Genomic DNA, 14,893 nt, shown 5'->3' on the forward strand with positions numbered 1-14,893 from the left:
GTAATCCATGGATTTAAGCAAAATAACAACAAAACCAGATGCAATCAGTGTAGTAATTGAAATAAGTGCAAATGCTGAACCTGTAAAGTATGAATTTAATAAAGAGCTTGGGTTGTTACAAGTTGACAGATTTTTGTCTACTTCAATGACTTATCCTTGCAATTATGGATTTGTACCAAATACATGTGCAGGTGATGGTGATCCTGTGGATGTTTTAGTGCTAACTCAATTTCCTTTAGCGCCTGGAGTTTTGATATCGGTGCGTCCAGTGGGTGCATTGCTCACTAAAGATGAAAAAGGAGAGGATGAAAAAATATTAGCTGTACCTATCTCCAGTGTTGATAGCTATTATGACAATATAAAGAACTATTCTGACTTACCTAAAAATCTACTAGATAAAATTGCTCATTTCTTTTCTCATTATAAAGATTTAGAAAAGGGAAAAACGGTGACAGTTGGAGAATGGGCTGATGTAGAAGAAGCAAAAGAAATCATTGAAAAAAGTAGAAATTAGTTTGCGTTGATTTAGCCTGAAATTAAAGTTATTCGGAAAAATGTTGTTGTTTTTAATGGGTAAATATTGGTATCCGTTCAGGATAGCGGCAAGGTAGTATAACCATAGAGTAAAAGTGAGTTTACAACAAAAGGTGTCATCCCAGCGCTTGACACTGGGATGGCTTTGTTGCATAGCACCTTAAGCAGTGATGGTTTACGACAAATTTATGTAATGATTTCAAATTTAGCCATACCAATACCAGTGAATTTGTTGAGCAAATAGCACTTTTTGTCCTCTTCCTGCAAGACTTCAGATCTGCTACAATAATCTCAAACTTTCCTCGACTTATATCACTTGGATATAAACTTCCCATATCCTACTTTATCCTCTCATTCTATCCCTTTTTTGAGATCATGTACAGGTTCTAATATACTTTACTAAATTCTCAATGAATCTATCCCTATCGGGTGGGTTTGCTATACCGCCTTGTACCATATTCAATTCCCATCAATTATAAATATGCCTCATTATATATACTAATTATTCATTATATTATAATTGAAATAAAATAATTACTCCTTTCCAAATATGGAATTTGTATTACAATACCTAGATTATATGAAATCAAGGTATTTTATGGGTGAGAAAAAATTAAGAGCTGCTGTGGTGTTATCAGGATGTGGCTACCTCGACGGCACAGAGGTGAGAGAAGCAGTCTTAACTCTGCTTGTGCTTGATCAGCAGGAAGTTGAAGTCACATGTTTTGCTCCTGATGTTGATATCACACAAGTTATGAATCACAAAACAAAAGAAGCAGTAAAAGAAAAAAGGAATGTACTTGTAGAAGCAGCAAGAATTGCAAGAGGTGAGATAAATGATTTAAGAGAAGCTAAAGCTGAAAATTTTGACATGCTAGTCGTACCTGGTGGATATGGAGTTGCGAAAAATTTATCTGACTTAGCCGAAAATAAAACAGTAATGCCTGAGTTTGAAAGATTAGTCTCAGAGTTCTTTGTTGCAAAAAAAACAATAGGAGCTATATGTATATCTTCAGCCATTATTGTTTTTATTTTAAGTAGCAAGATAGGTAAAGAAGAAAGTAAGATTAAGGTAACTATAGGAGACGACAAAGACCAGTTGATAGAGAAGCTCGGCGGCGAACATATAACATGCGATACAAAGCTATCAATAGAAGACGAAAAGCATAATATATTTTCCTGCTCTGCTTATATGCGTAGTGATGAAAGTACACACTCTGTATATCAAGGAATAAAACACATGATTGACGGTATGGTGAAAAAAATTAATAAAAAAACCAAACAACCATTTCTCTAAAGTGTAGTTTCTTATACAATTAATTATGTTATACTTCCAGTTGCATTATTGTTGTAGCCAAAGTAATCTGTAATTGCTTATTAACGGTAAGCTATATTTAGTATGTAAGTTTAGTTCTTTTTTTTATAGATATAAATATGTCAGATCTTTTTTATATTGAAAGTGATTGTTGTGTAGATGGTAAGTGTGATACTTATGCAGGAGAAGTGAGTATCAATGATGTCATGTTGGGCAAGTTTAGTCTAAATTCATACAGTGGGAAAAAAGCTATAATAAATCTAGACATCGTTACATTCGATATCCATATTGCCATGGATTACCAAGATGGAAGGACAATAACAAAAGACCTCAAGGGTCCCGAATTTGTAATTAAAGATGAAGGTTCCTGGTATATTAATAAGAATCTTGGTAATGATAAATTTAAAATTATAGTAAAGCAGTCATGATATGAAACATAGTGAGCGGAGCTTACTTTTTAGCAATGTTTACATACTTACTTGATTTAAAAAAAAATGGAGATTATCTTAGCTGAACCACGCGGTTTCTGTGCAGGGGTTAAAAGAGCTGTAGACATATTAGCAATCACTTTAGAGAAATACAAAAATGAACGCCAAGTTTATGTACTACACGAAATCGTTCATAATAAGTATATAGTAGAGGACTTCAAGAAACAAGGAGTGGTTTTTGTAAGCAGCATAGAAGACATTAAAGACAATAGAGGAATATTGATCTTTAGCGCACATGGAGTGTCGAAAAGTATAGAGGATGAGGCAAAAAGAAAGGGTGTTCAAGTGATTGATGCAACATGTCCATTAGTTAGCAAAGTACATAAAGAGGCAAAAAGGTATGAGGATAGTGGTAAAGAATTAATTCTAATTGGACATGAAAATCATCCAGAAGTTAAGGGAATTATAGGAAGAGTAAGTAATCCTATATCTCTAGTGCAAACTATGCAAGACGTATACAATTTACAAATCAAAGATCCAGATAATTTATCTTATGTAACACAAACCACGTTAAGTATTGACGATACCAAAGAAATTATTGCTACACTGAAGCTCAGATTTCCAAGCATTACAGGCCCCGACTTAAAAGATATATGCTATGCAACACAAAATAGGCAGAACGCTGTTAAAAAATTGGCTAAAATTACAGACGTAGTGTTAATTGTAGGAAGCAAAAACAGTTCAAATTCAAACCGTTTATTAGACCTGTGTATTTCCAGAGGAAAAAGAGCCTATTTGATTGATAATTATAAATGTATGAACAAAAATTGGTTGCAGGGCGCAGAAAAAATAGGAATTACTGCAGGTGCTTCTGCTCCTGATATATTAGTTGATGAGCTAGTAAATTACTTAAAAATAAATATGAATACAAAAGTTTCAGTCATGACAGATGGATTCACTGAAAATGTTCAGTTCAAGTATACTAAATGGTAATGTGCAACAAAGTGAGTCAAATCAAGTCTTTAGCTCAACTCAATTTTCAGTCTGTTGGAGAATAAAATATCAAGCTGAGATATAATTAATCCTCGTTTGTCAGGTTAAGTTGTGTCTAGCACAAATATAAAAAACCTTCATCATACAAAAAGGTTAATATTACTACTAATTTTAATAAAAACTTATAATATAAGTAATATTGTCATCTAATGTTTAATGAATTTCAATAAATTACCTTTTTAATTCTAGATGAGTATACACTTTGTTAATATGTTTAGGTCAAAACCCAAAAGTAAGTTTATGTTTTCTATAGGAAAAGAAGGCACAATGTTACTATATTTTTAAAATGATACTTTAAATAAAAGATTTTTTGCTAAGGACAAAAATAATAAAGCTGTTTCTGACTTAATTTCATGTCTCTCATCAGATAAAAAAGCACCCTTATATCTGGTTCTCAATCACACTGATCAGAACTATTTGCTACATTCTATCCCAAGAGTAAATAGGATTAGTGCTTATCTATCAGCAAAAACAAAAGTAGAGCATTTTGCTCATAATAACGATATAAATTCTATTCTCTTGGTCGAAAAACCGAATAAATTTAATCAAAACTGGTGGTATCTATTTGTTTCATCAAAAGCAAATCATTTAATAGAATATTGGTTGGACGTGTTTGTTGAAATAGGAGAGGCAATGTAGATTGATGACTATCTCTCAACTAAAAAGAAAAGCTATAATTCAGTGCATATATTATTTATTATTATCTATTGTATTAATAGGGTTATCAACGTGTTTTATTCTCTATAACAAAAAGGTTTATAATAAAAATCAAACTGCAGCTGAGGAAATACACTCTATTAATTTACAGATCATTGAAATTCAAAAGAAAGAAGTCGTTCTAAATAAAAATCTAGATTTATGGAAAAGAATTTCTTCTTCAAACTTACATAGTAGCAGATATGTTACAAATTTAAATTTTGAGCTTCACAAGCTATATAAAAAACACTACATGTTAGAACCTGAAATATCAATTTCTATACCTGAAGAAGATGAACTCCACAATAAAAGTGAACGTACAAAAGTAATAAGAAGTGAAGTGGTTCTAAGTTTAAGCTCAATTAGCGATAAGCATATTTTTTTATTTCTACAGTCTATTCCAAATCTTCCTGATTATGTTATGATCAGATCTCTTACCTTGAATAAGCAGAGAAATATAGATTCTGCAGATATAAACCAGATTTTAAGTGGTAATATGATAGAGATAGTGAGAGCTAGTATACTTTTTGATTGGTATACTATATTAAGTAGATGAATATAAAGTTGTTTTTTATTTTTACGCTGCTATTTTTTAATGTTAGTGCATATTGCAATTGTGAAGATCTTGTAGAAAATATAGGGATTTGTAAAAAATATTCTTGCCAACAGCATATTAGTGATGAAGATTTTATTGAGCATAAAATATTAGGGTTAAATAGTGAAAATTTATGTGTATATATAGAAAGACAAGGCAATGATGAAATGGTCTGTCATCATTCCAATAATGGAATGATTATAGAAAAGAAGTACTTAAAAAGTATTTTAAAAGTTGGAAATCAAGAAATAAATGATTCTATTGATATAGCAAATTTGCGTGCGAAGGAGTGTTTTTTTATCAACAATTATAAACTAAGCTATATAGATCGAGACGATATAATAAAAGAGGCAGCAGAAAGTACTTTATCGCAATATGGTAGCATAAAAAGCATTTTATTTGATGAAGAGCGGATTAATAGAATAGTTAGTGAGATGGAAAAATTTAACTTACAGTCTTCAGGAGTTACAGAGGAAGAAAATTTCAATTGTAAAGTAGTCAGTTTAGATTCAATTTTATACTTTTCCCCTGATACATGGAAAATATGGGTAAATGGAAAGTTGTTTATAAATACTAAGGATTTAAAAGTGCACTCAGTAACTGAAAATTATGTAACTTTTTCATGGGCTGTAAACCAAAAGATAACAAAAGAAAGGATAAGCAATTCTAAAAATGTAAATTTTGGACATGAAGGTATTATGTTTACTCTTTATCCAGAACAAAAATTTGATTTAGACAGTTTATCTATTAAATAATCTAATACATCTGCGCTTGTAGCTCAATTGGATAGAGCGTTGCCCTCCGGAGGCAAAGGTCGTGGGTTCGAATCCCTCCAAGCGCGTTTCTAATTAAATTTGACAATAATACTCTCACATAAGATAATAAAGATGTTTATTTTAAAGCATAATTATGTCTAATGGTACTATAAATAAAGTCATATTAGTTGGTAATTTAGGAAAAGATCCTGAAATTAGGACTACACAAAATGGAAAAGAGATAGCAAGTTTTTCAATAGCCACGTCTGAAAGTTGGACTGACAAATTTTCTGGTACTCGCTCTGAAAAGAAAGAATGGCATAATATTGTAATTTTTAGTGAAGGACTAGTAAAAATTATTAAAGACTTTGCACGGAAAGGTAGTAAAGTATACGTTGAAGGCTCTCTGAGAACTAGAAAATGGACTGACCAAAATGGTACTGAAAAGTACACAACAGAGGTGGTGCTATACAACTTTAATAGTGCCCTTACCCTTTTAGATTCACGAAACAGTATGTCAAACTTTGATTACAAGCCAAGTGAATACAAACAAAATGAAACAGAACAAAAAGATAAACAAGGAAGTTTTGACAACGATATAAAAGATGAACTAATCGATGATGAAATACCATTTTAATAACTTCAATTGAAACCTACATTTTTATGGACTGCTTATGTTACTCCTTTTAATTCTAATGGAGATAGCATAGATTACCAAAGTTTGCAGTGCTTGCTTGCAATGCAGGCTCAAGCTAAAAATGGTGTAGTGTTGCTCGGTAGCACAGGTGAAAGCTTATCACTTACTGATTCTGAAAAGCGCACCTTAGTTGAATTTGTATGTGAGCTAAAATTAAATACGAAAATTATAATTGGTGTACCAGGAGTGAATCTATATCAGACTTTTGAATGGCTTGATTTTTGCAAGGGTATGCCTATTCATGGCTATCTAATGACAACTCCCATTTATGCAAAGCCTGGAATCATGGGGCAAACTTTATGGTTTGAAAAGCTGCTTGAAAAAGCACATGTGCCAGCAATGCTTTACAATATTCCATCAAGAGCAGGAGTGAGTCTTCACGCTGAAACTGTACGTAATTTATCCAGCCACGAAAAATTTTGGGCTATCAAAGATTCAAGTTGCACCGTTGATACTTTAACTCAGTATAAGAAAGTTGCACCAAATATTGAGGTGTTTTGTGGGGACGATAATATGATATTTGATATGGCTGCTAAGGGTGCAGCTGGTCTGATTTCTGTTGCTGCCAATGTTTGGCCAAGTGTAGTACATAAATATGTTAAGCAATGTCTGAGTAGTAAAAACTCTCAGGTAGATGTGTGGCAACAGACTTGCGAAGCGTTATTTACCGCCAGTAACCCAATACCTACTAAAGCACTCTTGCATGATATTGGGCTTATAAAACACAAAACTGTCCGTCTACCACTCAGCACAGAAGATTTGCCTTCTATTGAAACATTAAGGCAAGCCAATAAAATGATTCTTGGATGGGAAAATCAACTAGCTATGCAGGATTAGGACTTGAGCGGATAATTCAATTATACTTAACACAAAAAAATGGGCTAAATCCTCTTCAAAAACTTCTATCTATCGTTTCTTAAAATACTTTCCTGCACATATCATCAACAATCTTCACATCGCTATCAAATGAGCTACCTGGCTGTTTATTTCCTTCTGGAAAAAAGCACTCAATTGCTTTATCAATTAAGAAATTTAAAGAAATACAAGGAATCATACTCACTACAAAAGTTAAAGCACCTATAGCTGCTGGTGATGTAAAACCAAGAGCAACTAGTCCTGCTCCAACTCCAAAAAAAAACACCAATACTACTGATAGTACATGCATAATTTTTAATTTTATATTCAGCACTGTTGCTATATTCTCTCAAAATTTGTTTATTTTCTTCGGACATGCTTTCTGGTATATCGTTGAGATTTGTAGTTTTTGAGAAAGAACAAGCACTGATTACACAGCATACTAATAACATTGCAGAACCAATGATTCTACCTGCAATGAGATGTGGCAAGTTAACATAACTTAGAGCTAAACCTGCAAGAGTCCCAGTAACAGCTGCCATTCCTAGTGCTATTGCTAGTTCTAGTTTTGATTCAATTTTCTTTTCTAGGTTACTTTTTGCTTGCCTTGCCTGTTTTAGTTGTGTTCTTGTATAGCCCATAATATTTACTCTTATTTAAAATTAATAATATAATACTAGCATTTTTAGTTTATATAGTCAATTTATTAAGTAATTTTAATTAACTTTCAGCACACTTTAGCCTTATATGTATGGTCCCAGAGTATAATGGTATATAAAATATGAGAACAAAATGCCATTAAAGGAGAACTTATGATTACTGGATATATCAGAACAACAGAGACAATTCATAAAGCAATGTAAACTTTCTAAGTACTATAACCTCAACTCTAAAACTAGAGTAAAATAGAAAAAAATCATTCATTTAAAAGAAAAATAACAGCTCCATATACTATTGAAGTGATAATACTTATAATGTTAGATGTGACACCAAATCTAATTTGAAATATAACTTATTTACTAAGCTTCTTTTGAAACTACTGTGAACATAGTATCTATAGATAAAACATTGCATTACCACGCCACTAAAGAGTAGCAGAATGACAAGTTTTTCAAACTAGTCCGGTAAAAATCTCAGTCAGTTTAGCTACAGCTGTATGCTTTTAACTCTCCCAAAAAGAAAATTAACCATGTGAAATTCTTGTTGATATGACTTAATGAATAATTATTTTAGGTTACTAAGTTATTTAAGAAACTTTGATAATATTTAGCCCACTTACTTTTCTATTTTCCATGTCACGATGAGCCTCTATTATTTCATCAAATTTATATTTTTTATTAATTCGTACAATTAAAAGTTTTTTTCTTATCATTTCAAAAATTTCCATTGCAGTAAGCACTAACGTAAGTCTATTGTGCTTGTAGTGATATATCAAAGTTCCAGCTGCAAATAACGAACGCGAACTAAGTAAAGAGAAATTAATAGGAGCATTACCTGATATCTGCCCATAGGAAACATATATGCCAAACTTACCTAAAGATTCAAAAGAGAGCTTGCTTGTAGCGTAACCTATAGGGTCATACACCGCACCTACTCCTCTATTTTTCGTAATCTCCATGATTTTAGAAACGAAGTCTTTATCATTGTAGTTTATTGCGTATGTGCAGCCACTTTGTAAAGCTATCTTCATTTTTTCGTCAGAGCTTATAGAACCTATCACTACACCTTTTTTATCCTTTGCCCATTGGCATATTATTTGCCCCAAACCACCATTAGCTCCATGAACTAGTACAAAAGCACCAGGCCTGATTCTATAAGATTGATTAACTAAATAGTGAGCTGTCATACCTTTAAACAATACTGCAGCAGCAACTTCATCAGGTATATCATTCGGAATTTTTATCAAATATTTCTGATGTACAATGCGCTTTTCACAATATGCCTCTGGAGGAGCTGTGCAATATCCAACTCTATCTCCAACCTTAAGTCCATCACTAATTTTTTTACCAAGCTTTTCAACAACTCCTACTGCCTCTACTCCAAGTACTGATGGCAGATCTTTAATTTTGCGCATACCTTTTCTATGTTCTAAATCATAACGATTTAAGCCGATAGTTGTATGACGTATTAAGACTTCCTCATCTTTTGGCTCACCTATGCTCTTATCTACAAATTCTAATACTTCTGGCCCCCCAGTTTTTTTAATTTGTATAGCTCTAATCATGATAAATGTAAGACAAAAACTTTAATTATGTTATCTAGCAATTAATATTTTGTAAAATATTATTTAGAGTTTATACTCTACATGAGCGTATGTTAATAGTTTTTAGGCACAAATTATGACAAATAGAGAAACTTGGCTTTATGGTGTTTTATTCAATGTGTTGTGTGAAGTGGATGAAGATGACGATTTAGATACCAATAATAAAAATAAAAGAAAGGTTAAAATGTAAAATGCAAAAATCAGATAAAAAAGGAGAGTATTGTAAATATTTATATCTTTCTTAGGAAAAAAAGGATTTGATATTAATCACAGATTTGACTTGAAAGATTATGATGGCTTTCCAATAGATAGTCTTTTTTCCATCGCCATTAACTATAAACCGTACACTTTAACAAATCTAGCGCAAGTTTTAATAAAAGCAGGAGCTAATGTGCAAAACGAAAAAGGATATTTACATACCTGTGTTTTGACCCATTCTCCGGACATATTAAAGGCTCTAATAAAAGCGGGAGTAAATGATAGCCCAAATGAAAACTACGGTGGAAATACCACCTTAGACTATGTTGCTAAATTATATGGTAGAGATAGGCCAATTGAATACAAGAATTGCTATGAGATTCTAATTAAGCATACATTAGAAAAAAATCCCAACATAGAAATGCCAGTCTCTGTAAAAAGTAATAAAGAGTTAGCTGATTACTAGAATACTTGTAAAGTAAATAATGAGAAATGGGAATTGATTACACCAAGCACTGAAACACAAGTAGTCAGTGTACAAAAAGTAAATAAGAGCCGCTGCTCAATTCAATAGATCTGTTGCATAACTTATTTATAGAAAAAGGTTTGTTATTTAAGCTTAAAAAACGTATACGATAGCGTTATTTCACTTAAATCTTTTGTACTATTGTCACGAATTATTTCAGGGTCTATGTAAAAGGATACTGGCATAGCTGCTTTTTGTTTTGGCTGCAAAATTTGTTCTTCAAAGCAGAAGCATGCAACTTTATTAAAATACTTACCTGCTTTAAAAGGTGTGACATTATACACTGCCATTCCAAGTGAAGGCTGGTCAGATAAATTTTCTGCATAATAAAACACTAAACTTTTTTGCCCTATATTCGTATCAATGTAGTTAGTTTCTGATTTAAATTCCCAAGGCAGACCGGACATTACATCAGCATTGAAGTAAACCCTGATTTTTTGGTCAGTTGCATTTATTGTCGTATTAGTTGCTTTTCTCGTTGTGCCACCATATCCAGTAGCTTTGCAAAAGATACTATACAATGGCACTGAAGCATATGCAAGACACAGCATCAATACCACTAAAGATACTAGGAAAAAAACTATAGAATTTTCATTATTTCCCATTAAAAATGGAAATCATCTAATCCTTATTGTTGAATAAATTAAGTAACCTGAGTAAATTGAAGAATATATTGATGAAGTCAAAGTAAAGATTAGTTGCACCAAGTACTGCCAGCTTAGTAGTTGCAACCTCTGAGCCATCATTATACCTATAATAAACATCTTTGATTCTCTGAGCATCGTACGCGGTCATTAAAGTAAACACTATTACTGACACAAATGATATTGCAAAATAGAGTGGACTACTCCCAAGGAACAGATTAACTATAGATGCAATGATTAATCCCCAGATTCCCATAATCAAAAAAGAACCCATACTGGTCAGATCTTTTTTTGTAGTATTACCATATAAAGCCATAGAACCAAACATGATCGATGTAATGAAAAATGCTCTCGCTATATTTTCTGCAGTATAAATTATAAAAATATGAGATAAAGAAATTCCCATTAAAACTGAGAATAGAAAAAATACAGTAAGTGTTGACTGAGCACTTAGGTGTTGAAGCCTAAAAGACATATAAAACACCAATGCAACTGGAGATAGCATTACCACAAGCGATAGAACAAGATTGGAATAAATCACCTGGAAAAGACCAGAAAACACTGTTAAAAACGCAACAAGCCCTGTAACACCTAAAGCTAAAGCCATATAATTGTATACTTTAGTTAGGTAACTCCTGAGTCCAGCACTATAATAAAAGCCCTGAGAGCGAATATCCTGTTCGTTTTTCATATAAGACATATGTAACTCCTTATTATCTCTTGATGATATATTATAATATAATACAGCGTTTTTATCAAGTAAAAAATGACATACTACAATTGAATGGTGTGGTATGCAATTAGAGAATTTCTTCCATAACTATAAGTAAATCGGTTTTCAGCAGCATTTAACTATTATAACAACCTCTGGCAATAGAAATTACTTTCACCATTCCCTCTATCATGATTTAAGGGGAATGGTGAAAGTAGTTTTTGCATTTACTAAAGCATTCTTCTTATAGACACTATACCAACAATCCACTATTTTTTCTATGTCTCGCGGTTTAACCTCTGGACCTATACTGATTCTAATTGAACATTCTGCTTGCTCTTTTGTTGCTCCCATTGCAAGCAAAACATGAGAAGGTCCAACTTTTCCAGAAGAACATGCAGAACCATTACTGACTGCAATATTATTTAAGTCAAAGTGCATGAGCTGCAGATCATTCTTCACTCTCGGCATATAAATGAAACTTGTATTTGGCAATCTTTTAGAATTTCTGCCAAAGATCTTGATATCACTGACAAGACTTAATAACCCACACTCCAATTGATCACGCAGCTTCTCTACTTCATCCATCTTTGATAGAAGATCTGGAATGTTTTGCAATGCAGCAGAAAGACCTACTATTGCAATAATATTTTCTGTACCACCACGCAATCCTTTTTCTTGCCCACCACCTATTATAGTAGGTTCTATTACAAGCTTTTTGTCAAATATTAAAACTCCACTACCTGCTATACCACCAAATTTGTGAGCAGATAAAGTAAGTAAATCCACTTCTAAATCTTCCATATTTAATTCGATTTTCCCAACACTTTGAGCAGCGTCAGTGTGACAGATTGCCCCGAATTTATGTGCTATTTTAGCTATTTCCTTAACAGGCTGGATAACTCCAGTTTCGTTATTAGCCATCATCACTGAAATTATTACTTTATTCCCTTCAAGTTCGCTTAGAATTTTTTCTAGCTCTAAAAAGTCAACAATACCCTCTTGATTAACGGGTATTATATGTGGATTATATGCAGAATTAAGAATTGAAGGATGCTCTGTAGCTGAAATTACATGCAGATAGCCTTTCATTCCTCTCATGATGAGGTTGTTTGCTTCAGTTGCACCAGACGTAAAAACTATTTCTTTATCATCTGAAATGCTAAGAGCATCACGTACGTTATCTCTTACCTCTTTAAGAATCTTCCTCGCTTCTTGTCCTCTTTTATGCAGGGATGATGGATTTAGTGTTTGTTTTGACAAAATCTCAAGTATACTTTTTTTTACATTTTTACTCACTGGAGCAGTTGCATTATAATCAGCATACACGTAACTACTATCTTCCAGGGAGAATAAACTCACAAGCTTATTTGTCACTTACCATCAACCAATTATGTATGTTAACTTTAACACAATAAAAATTTATTGCAAAAACAGCAAAATTAATACATAATTAATAAATAATTTACATTATCAACCCCTGTCAAAACAAGTTTTTATTAGGAGTCATCATGGTAGAAGTCTTTTTAAACAATTCAACAAAAAAGATAGAAGGTAGATACCATCAAAGCAAAGATACCAATGCACCGGTTGTGCTAATTTTACATCACCATCCCCAATATGGTGGTAGTATGGATAGTAAGATTATACATAGTATATATGAATCTTTTATCGATAATAACTTTTCTGCATTGACAATTAATTTTCGTGGCGTCGGAAAATCTACCGGAATTTTTGATAAGGGTATAGGAGAATTAACTGATGCTGCAGTAGCTATTGATTGGCTTCAGGAGCATAACTCTAACAACGTTCCAATTTGGATAGTCGGTTTTTCTTTTGGAGCATGGGTAGCTATGCAGTTGACAATGCGCCGTCCAGAGATAGTAAGTTTTGTTGCCCTTTCTCTTCCAGCAACTAAATACGATTTCTCTTTTCTCTCTCCTTGCCCAGTTCCTGGACTTATAATACAAAGTAATAATGATACAATTTCAGAAGAAAGCGATGTAACAGAATTAGCACAAAGGTTAATAAATTCGGTAAAAAATAACCATATGGAATACCATATAGTAGACGATACTAACCACTTTTTAAGGGATAAAGAAGAGGAAGTAGCTCAAATTATAGATAATTATATAAAACTACGCTTAAACAGTGCAGTCACTTCCTCAAAAAAAGTAAAAAAGATATAAGGGTAAAAGAATATGCCTAACTTTACAAATGAGAGAAATGAATGTATTAATATAAATAAAAAAAGTCTTGTTATGTTTAGGCAATTATTATTTCTCGTTTTAGCGATGTTTATGCTGTCAGGATGCTTCCTAAGTAAACAGCGTAAATTAAAGAGTCCGTGTATAAAAAGCAATAAAAGTATTTCGTGCGAATTATACTCCGTTAATGATCATTGGTTAAATAAGTACAAGTTATAGGTAGCTTTGTATTGTACTGTTTCTTCCATTCACAGCTTTACTAATGATCGGTTTTTTAGCTGAAAAATGTGATCTGCTTTTTCTGCAAGAACATAATTGTGTGTTACTATAAGCATAGAGCTGTTATTTTCCTTTACATATGAATGTAACAGCAAAAATACATTCAAAGAATTTATTGGGTCTAAATTTCCCGTTGGCTCATCTGCAAGTAAAAGCTTTGGAGAGTTTACAATGCTCCTTGCAATTGCAACCCTCTGCCTTTCTCCACCAGAAATTTCAGATAATATACTACTTGCTTTATTTTCCAGACCAAATTTCTCTAATATTGCTTGCGATTTTTTTTTTGCTTCAGTTTTGCTTTTTCTTGCAATAAGCTGAGGAAGCATAACGTTTTCCAACACTGATAACTCCTGTAATAAATAGTGAAATTGATAAACAAAGCTAAGAAAATTTCTTCTTACATGAGTTTTATATTTATTGCTGGCTTGCGTACAATTTACTCCATCTACTGTCACTACACCTAAAGTTGGCTTATCCAATAGACCTGCAATTTGTAGTATAGTTGTTTTTCCTGATCCCGAACTACCAATCAATGCAACTACTTGCCCTCTTGTAAGACTCAGATTGATATCTTCTACAATAGCAGGACTTTTTTTGAAGCTCTTACTTACAGAAGCTAGCCCTAGTGTTACACCACCACCCATATTATAAAAAGATCCAGGAGGGAGAATTAGACCGAGAAACTGTTACCACACCCACATCGAGACTTAGCGAGAGCATTCTTGATTTGAAAACCAGAACCACTTAGATCTTCAGTATAATCTATAGTTGAGTTATTTAAAAATTTCGCTGAACAATTATCAACCATTAATACAGGGTTTCCATTCTCATCATTAATTACTATATCTTTACCTTTTTCACTAAAACTGGAGTGGCTTCTATAATCCTCGCTATCTTCGTCATCGTCAAAATCGTCATCCAAAAACATCTCCTTATTTATTTGATCCATAAGAAAATTATACTTGAAGCCAGAGCATCCACCACCTGAAACTGCAACCCGCAAAATAGAACTCTCATCTCCTTCCTGTTCTACAAGGGAGTGGATTTTCCTTAATGCATTGTCAGTTAAGCTAATATTGTAATCTGTTGACATAACAACCACCGTTCATTATTGATAACCTATTATAGTAGAAATT

The 14,893-nt window shown here is 32.7% G+C and carries 18 protein-coding genes, 1 tRNA gene and 1 pseudogene; 12 read left to right on the plus strand and 8 right to left on the minus strand.

Going from position 1 to position 14,893, the window contains the following annotated elements; all coding sequences use genetic code 11:
- Positions 1–7: 7 nt before the first annotated feature.
- The gene (gene ppa, locus JSQ73_RS04135; protein WP_214249711.1) at positions 8–514 is read left to right on the plus strand and encodes an inorganic diphosphatase; all 507 of its coding nucleotides are present in this window, start codon (positions 8–10) and stop codon (positions 512–514) included.
- Between the two features lie 136 nt (positions 515–650).
- Here ppa and JSQ73_RS04140 read toward each other — a convergent pair whose 3' ends face one another.
- Positions 651–869 (minus strand): hypothetical protein, encoded by a 219-nt coding sequence (locus JSQ73_RS04140; protein ID WP_234301659.1) that lies wholly within the window; start codon positions 867–869, stop codon positions 651–653.
- 263 nt (positions 870–1,132) lie between these two features.
- Between JSQ73_RS04140 and elbB the strand changes: the two genes are divergently transcribed.
- The 9 genes and pseudogenes from elbB (at position 1,133) to dapA (ending at position 6,910) form a co-directional block, all read left to right on the plus strand.
- On the plus strand, positions 1,133–1,831 hold the full coding sequence (gene elbB, locus JSQ73_RS04145) for an isoprenoid biosynthesis glyoxalase ElbB (RefSeq protein WP_214249723.1): 699 nt from the start codon (positions 1,133–1,135) through the stop codon (positions 1,829–1,831).
- Between the two features lie 137 nt (positions 1,832–1,968).
- On the plus strand, positions 1,969–2,277 hold the full coding sequence (locus JSQ73_RS04150; RefSeq protein ID WP_214249724.1) for a hypothetical protein: 309 nt from the start codon (positions 1,969–1,971) through the stop codon (positions 2,275–2,277).
- 66 nt (positions 2,278–2,343) lie between these two features.
- On the plus strand, positions 2,344–3,270 hold the full coding sequence (gene ispH, locus JSQ73_RS04155) for a 4-hydroxy-3-methylbut-2-enyl diphosphate reductase (RefSeq protein WP_214249725.1): 927 nt from the start codon (positions 2,344–2,346) through the stop codon (positions 3,268–3,270).
- Between the two features lie 270 nt (positions 3,271–3,540).
- A pseudogene (locus tag JSQ73_RS06790) lies at positions 3,541–3,957 on the plus strand (hypothetical protein); the annotation flags it as partial.
- A gap of 16 nt (positions 3,958–3,973) precedes the next feature.
- Positions 3,974–4,582, plus strand: a complete 609-nt coding sequence (locus JSQ73_RS04165; protein WP_214249726.1) for a hypothetical protein — start codon at positions 3,974–3,976, stop codon at positions 4,580–4,582.
- On the plus strand, positions 4,579–5,376 hold the full coding sequence (locus JSQ73_RS04170; RefSeq protein WP_214249727.1) for a hypothetical protein: 798 nt from the start codon (positions 4,579–4,581) through the stop codon (positions 5,374–5,376). The genes JSQ73_RS04165 and JSQ73_RS04170 overlap by 4 nt, the downstream gene beginning before the upstream one ends.
- Before the next feature lie 12 nt (positions 5,377–5,388).
- Positions 5,389–5,462: transfer RNA gene (locus JSQ73_RS04175), tRNA-Arg, on the plus strand.
- Positions 5,463–5,530: 68 nt separating this feature from the next.
- Positions 5,531–6,013, plus strand: a complete 483-nt coding sequence (gene ssb / locus JSQ73_RS04180) for a single-stranded DNA-binding protein (RefSeq protein WP_214249728.1) — start codon at positions 5,531–5,533, stop codon at positions 6,011–6,013.
- A 9-nt stretch (positions 6,014–6,022) separates the two neighbouring features.
- On the plus strand, positions 6,023–6,910 hold the full coding sequence (dapA, locus tag JSQ73_RS04185) for a 4-hydroxy-tetrahydrodipicolinate synthase (protein ID WP_214249729.1): 888 nt from the start codon (positions 6,023–6,025) through the stop codon (positions 6,908–6,910).
- Between the two features lie 79 nt (positions 6,911–6,989).
- Here dapA and JSQ73_RS04190 read toward each other — a convergent pair whose 3' ends face one another.
- Both JSQ73_RS04190 and JSQ73_RS04195 read right to left on the minus strand, forming a co-directional pair.
- Positions 6,990–7,262, minus strand: a complete 273-nt coding sequence (locus tag JSQ73_RS04190; protein WP_234301661.1) for a hypothetical protein — start codon at positions 7,260–7,262, stop codon at positions 6,990–6,992.
- Positions 7,263–8,174: 912 nt separating this feature from the next.
- Positions 8,175–9,152 carry a quinone oxidoreductase family protein gene (locus tag JSQ73_RS04195; RefSeq protein WP_214249730.1) on the minus strand — a complete coding sequence of 326 codons (978 nt, stop codon included), beginning with the start codon at positions 9,150–9,152 and terminating at the stop codon, positions 8,175–8,177.
- A 319-nt stretch (positions 9,153–9,471) separates the two neighbouring features.
- Between JSQ73_RS04195 and JSQ73_RS04200 the strand changes: the two genes are divergently transcribed.
- Positions 9,472–9,855, plus strand: coding sequence for a hypothetical protein (locus tag JSQ73_RS04200; RefSeq protein ID WP_234301662.1), 384 nt, complete (start codon positions 9,472–9,474; stop codon positions 9,853–9,855).
- A gap of 143 nt (positions 9,856–9,998) precedes the next feature.
- On the opposite strand, the gene JSQ73_RS04205 is transcribed toward JSQ73_RS04200, so the two are convergent.
- The 3 genes from JSQ73_RS04205 to JSQ73_RS04215 all read right to left on the minus strand — a co-directional run bounded on the left by JSQ73_RS04205 (position 9,999) and on the right by JSQ73_RS04215 (position 12,648).
- The gene (locus JSQ73_RS04205) at positions 9,999–10,520 is read right to left on the minus strand and encodes a cytochrome c oxidase assembly protein (RefSeq protein ID WP_214249731.1); all 522 of its coding nucleotides are present in this window, start codon (positions 10,518–10,520) and stop codon (positions 9,999–10,001) included.
- A 16-nt stretch (positions 10,521–10,536) separates the two neighbouring features.
- Positions 10,537–11,259, minus strand: coding sequence for a Bax inhibitor-1/YccA family protein (locus JSQ73_RS04210; RefSeq protein WP_214249732.1), 723 nt, complete (start codon positions 11,257–11,259; stop codon positions 10,537–10,539).
- Between the two features lie 201 nt (positions 11,260–11,460).
- The gene (locus JSQ73_RS04215) at positions 11,461–12,648 is read right to left on the minus strand and encodes a cysteine desulfurase family protein (RefSeq protein ID WP_214249733.1); all 1,188 of its coding nucleotides are present in this window, start codon (positions 12,646–12,648) and stop codon (positions 11,461–11,463) included.
- Between the two features lie 134 nt (positions 12,649–12,782).
- On the opposite strand from JSQ73_RS04215, the gene JSQ73_RS04220 reads away from it, so the two are divergent.
- Positions 12,783–13,460, plus strand: a complete 678-nt coding sequence (locus JSQ73_RS04220) for an alpha/beta hydrolase (RefSeq protein ID WP_214249734.1) — start codon at positions 12,783–12,785, stop codon at positions 13,458–13,460.
- 266 nt (positions 13,461–13,726) lie between these two features.
- On the opposite strand, the gene JSQ73_RS04225 is transcribed toward JSQ73_RS04220, so the two are convergent.
- Positions 13,727–14,401: an ABC transporter ATP-binding protein gene (locus tag JSQ73_RS04225; RefSeq protein WP_214249735.1), complete on the minus strand. Its 675-nt coding sequence runs from the start codon at positions 14,399–14,401 to the stop codon at positions 13,727–13,729.
- Between the two features lie 26 nt (positions 14,402–14,427).
- On the minus strand, positions 14,428–14,850 hold the full coding sequence (locus JSQ73_RS04230) for a HesB/IscA family protein (protein ID WP_214249736.1): 423 nt from the start codon (positions 14,848–14,850) through the stop codon (positions 14,428–14,430).
- Positions 14,851–14,893: the final 43 nt, after the last annotated feature.

Origin of the sequence: Wolbachia endosymbiont of Anopheles demeilloni, from assembly GCF_018491735.2 — a bacterium.
In the GTDB taxonomy this organism is placed as follows: Bacteria; Pseudomonadota; Alphaproteobacteria; order Rickettsiales; family Anaplasmataceae; genus Wolbachia.